We start from the raw sequence: 2,813 nt of genomic DNA on the forward strand, positions 1-2,813 counted from the left end.
CACCACCGCGAGTTCGCACTCGTAGTGCATGAACTGCACGCCGTCGGGCCGCACGGTGAAGGCGCGGTGGCCGATGAGCGAGGCCTCGCCCTTGACGAAGGCCAGCGGTTCTTCGGGTGCCTTGAAGGCGAGTTCCTTGGCGTGGTCGGCGTAGTTCAGGCCCAGCGCGAGCACGGTTCGCGGGCGCGGCACGGGTGCGAGCGGCGGAAGCCAGACCACCTCATCGAATCCGACGCGGCGGCCCCTGAACGCGGGCGTGAGCAGTTCGAGCAGGCCATCGGCATCGACGGCGTCGTGGACCGCGCCGGCCCAGGCGATGCGGGCTCTTCTCATTGGTCTTCTCCCACGAAGTGGTTCACCAGCGGCGCGAAGCCGGTGGCGGTGATCTCGACCGAATCGCCGGCCTTGGCGCGCGGCCGCGAACCGTCTTCCAGGCAATCGGTGCCCACCATCAGCACATCGCCTGGACGCATCGACTGGAAGGCGTTCACGTCAGCCCAGAGCGTGGCGGCGTCGCGCACCAGGTCGGCCAGCGCGGTGCGCTGGCGCATCACGCCGTCCACGCGCAGCTCCAGCACCAGCGACGACAGTTCGCCCAGGTCCGTGACCGGCCGCAGCACATCACCCACACCCAGAAAGCCGTCCACGCAGCGGAACTTCACCGGCGGGCGGTAATAGCTCTGATGCGGAATCGCCACGTCGTTGAACAGCACGGCGCCGGCCAAGCGGCCGCCCTCGCCCGCCACCAGCCCGAGCGACGCACTGACCTCGACCTCGCTCACGCCGGGCGGCAGCGCGATGGCGCGCCCCGAAGGTGTGAAGGTGTTGGCGGTCTTGATGTAGAGCACCGGCGCGGCCGGCGGCGCCTTGTAGGGCGCTTCGTGCATGCGCGGCACCCACAGCGCGTGTTCGCGCCGGAAGTTCAGCAGCGTGCCGTAGACGGTGCCGCCAGGAAGGTAGGGGTTCGTTTTCATGGGGGTGTCACTCCTCGATGTCGTCGACCTCGACGCCGCCGGGTGCTTCGAGCGCGATCACGTCGTCCAGCAGGTCGTAGAGCTGTGCGAGCCGGTCGGAGCCCAGCTGCGCTTCCATCCACTGGTAGTGCGATTCGATGGTCTGCGAGAGCTTGCGCACCAGCTTCAGGCCGGCGGGCGTGGCGCGCACCACGGTGCGGCGCGCGTCCTGCGGGCAACGGTTGCGGTTGATCAGCCCATCGCGCTCCATGCGGTTGAGCACACCGGTCAGGCTGGGGCCGAGCAGCAGCGCCTCGCGCGCCACACGCCCGGTCTCGACGCCGGCCGGATCGCGCGCGTGTTCGCCCAGCACGCGCAGCACGCGCCACTGCTGGTCGGACAGGCCGTGCTCGCGCAGGCTGGGCCGGGTGTGCTGCATCACGGCCTCACGCGCCTCCAGCAGCAGGCGCGGCAGGTTGCGGTGGACAAAAGAAGGGGAGCTGTCGTCGATGGCCATGGTTCGGTGCAATTTATTTAATATGCTAAATGTTTTCCCGGCCTTCTCCAAACCGGGGTTAACCCGCAACCCAGGAGGCCGCCCGACAATCGCGGCATGAACACGCTCGCCCAACGCCTGAACGTCGATCGCCTGCTGCTGCAGGCGCCCATGGCCGGCTCGCAGGGCTCGGCGCTGGCGCTGGCGGTCTGCAAGGCCGGCGGCATCGGCGCCCTGCCCGCGGCCATGCTCACGCCCGAGGCGCTGGCGCAGGAACTGACCGCGCTGTCGCAAGGCACCACCCGGCCCTGGAACCTCAACTTCTTCTGCCACACGCCGCCCGTGCCCGACGCGGCGCGCGAGGCCCGCTGGAGCGAGACGCTGGCGCCGTTCTATGCAGAGGCCGAGCTGGACATCAGCGCCGTGCCGGCCGGCGCGGGGCGCGTGCCCTTCAGCCACGCGGTGGCCGACCTCGTGGAGCCGTTCCGCCCGCCCATCGTGAGCTTTCACTTCGGCCTGCCTGCGCCGGACCTGCTGGCGCGGGTGAAGGGCTGGGGCAGCGTGGTGCTGTCGTCGGCGACCACGGTGGACGAGGCGCTGTGGCTCGAAGCCCACGGCGTGGACGCGGTGATCGCGCAGGGTTCGGAAGCCGGGGGTCACAGAGGAATGTTTCTTTCCGACGACCTCACAACCCAGGTTGGCACCTTCGCCCTGCTGCCGCAGATCGTTGCCGCGGTGAAGGTGCCGGTGATCGCCGCCGGCGGCATTGCGGACGCAGCCGGTGTGCGCGCGGCGCTGGCGCTGGGCGCGGCTGGCGTGCAGGTGGGCACGGCCTACCTGTGCAGCGACGAGGCCCTGACCTCGCCCGTCCACCGCGCCGCGCTGCAAAGCGACGCCGCACGCCACACAGCGCTGACCACGCTGTTCAGCGGCCGTCCGGCGCGCGGCATCGTCAACCGCGTGTTGCGCGAACTCGGCCCGCTGAACCCCGCGGCGCCCGCCTTCCCCACCGCCACCGCCGCCATCGCGCCGCTGCGCGCCCACTGGGAAAAGCAGGGCAGCGGCGACTTTTCACCGCTGTGGAGCGGCCAGAACGCCAGCGGCTGCCGCAGCGCGCCGGCGGCCGACATCACCCGCGATCTGCTGAAAGGCTTCTGACCATGTTCGTCGTGATCTTCCGCGCCCAGGCCAAGGCGCTTGATGCCGACTACAGCGCCATGGCCGCGCAGATGCGCCAGCTCGCGCTGACGCAATTCGGCTGCCTGGATTTCACCGCCGTCACCGAGGGCGACCAGGAAATCGCGCTGTCCTACTGGCCCGACGAGGCCAGCATCCGCGCCTGGAAGCAGCACAGCGACCACCTG

At 70.1% G+C, this 2,813-nt stretch carries 5 protein-coding genes; 2 read left to right on the forward strand and 3 right to left on the reverse strand.

The features are described 5' to 3' along the window. From ACR2JA_RS08360 to hpaR, 3 genes are all read right to left on the reverse strand, one after another. Positions 1–333: fumarylacetoacetate hydrolase family protein (locus ACR2JA_RS08360; RefSeq protein ID WP_434008635.1), on the reverse strand; the 333-nt coding region annotated here is incomplete at its 3' end. Next, positions 330–974, reverse strand: a complete 645-nt coding sequence (locus ACR2JA_RS08365; RefSeq protein ID WP_434008636.1) for a fumarylacetoacetate hydrolase family protein — start codon at positions 972–974, stop codon at positions 330–332. The genes ACR2JA_RS08360 and ACR2JA_RS08365, both read right to left, overlap by 4 nt. Before the next feature lie 7 nt (positions 975–981). Continuing rightward, complete coding sequence (gene hpaR / locus ACR2JA_RS08370) at positions 982–1,470, reverse strand: homoprotocatechuate degradation operon regulator HpaR (protein WP_434008637.1); 489 nt, start codon at positions 1,468–1,470, stop codon at positions 982–984. 96 nt (positions 1,471–1,566) lie between these two features. Between hpaR and ACR2JA_RS08375 the strand changes: the two genes are divergently transcribed. Further along, entirely contained in the window at positions 1,567–2,607 is a 1,041-nt protein-coding gene (locus ACR2JA_RS08375) for an NAD(P)H-dependent flavin oxidoreductase (protein WP_434008638.1), read from the forward strand. A 2-nt stretch (positions 2,608–2,609) separates the two neighbouring features. Next, a partial coding sequence (locus ACR2JA_RS08380; RefSeq protein ID WP_434008639.1) for an antibiotic biosynthesis monooxygenase family protein occupies positions 2,610–2,813 on the forward strand: 204 nt, incomplete at its 3' end.

Source organism: Hydrogenophaga sp. (assembly GCF_051007235.1).
In the GTDB taxonomy this organism is placed as follows: domain Bacteria; phylum Pseudomonadota; class Gammaproteobacteria; order Burkholderiales; family Burkholderiaceae_C; genus Hydrogenophaga.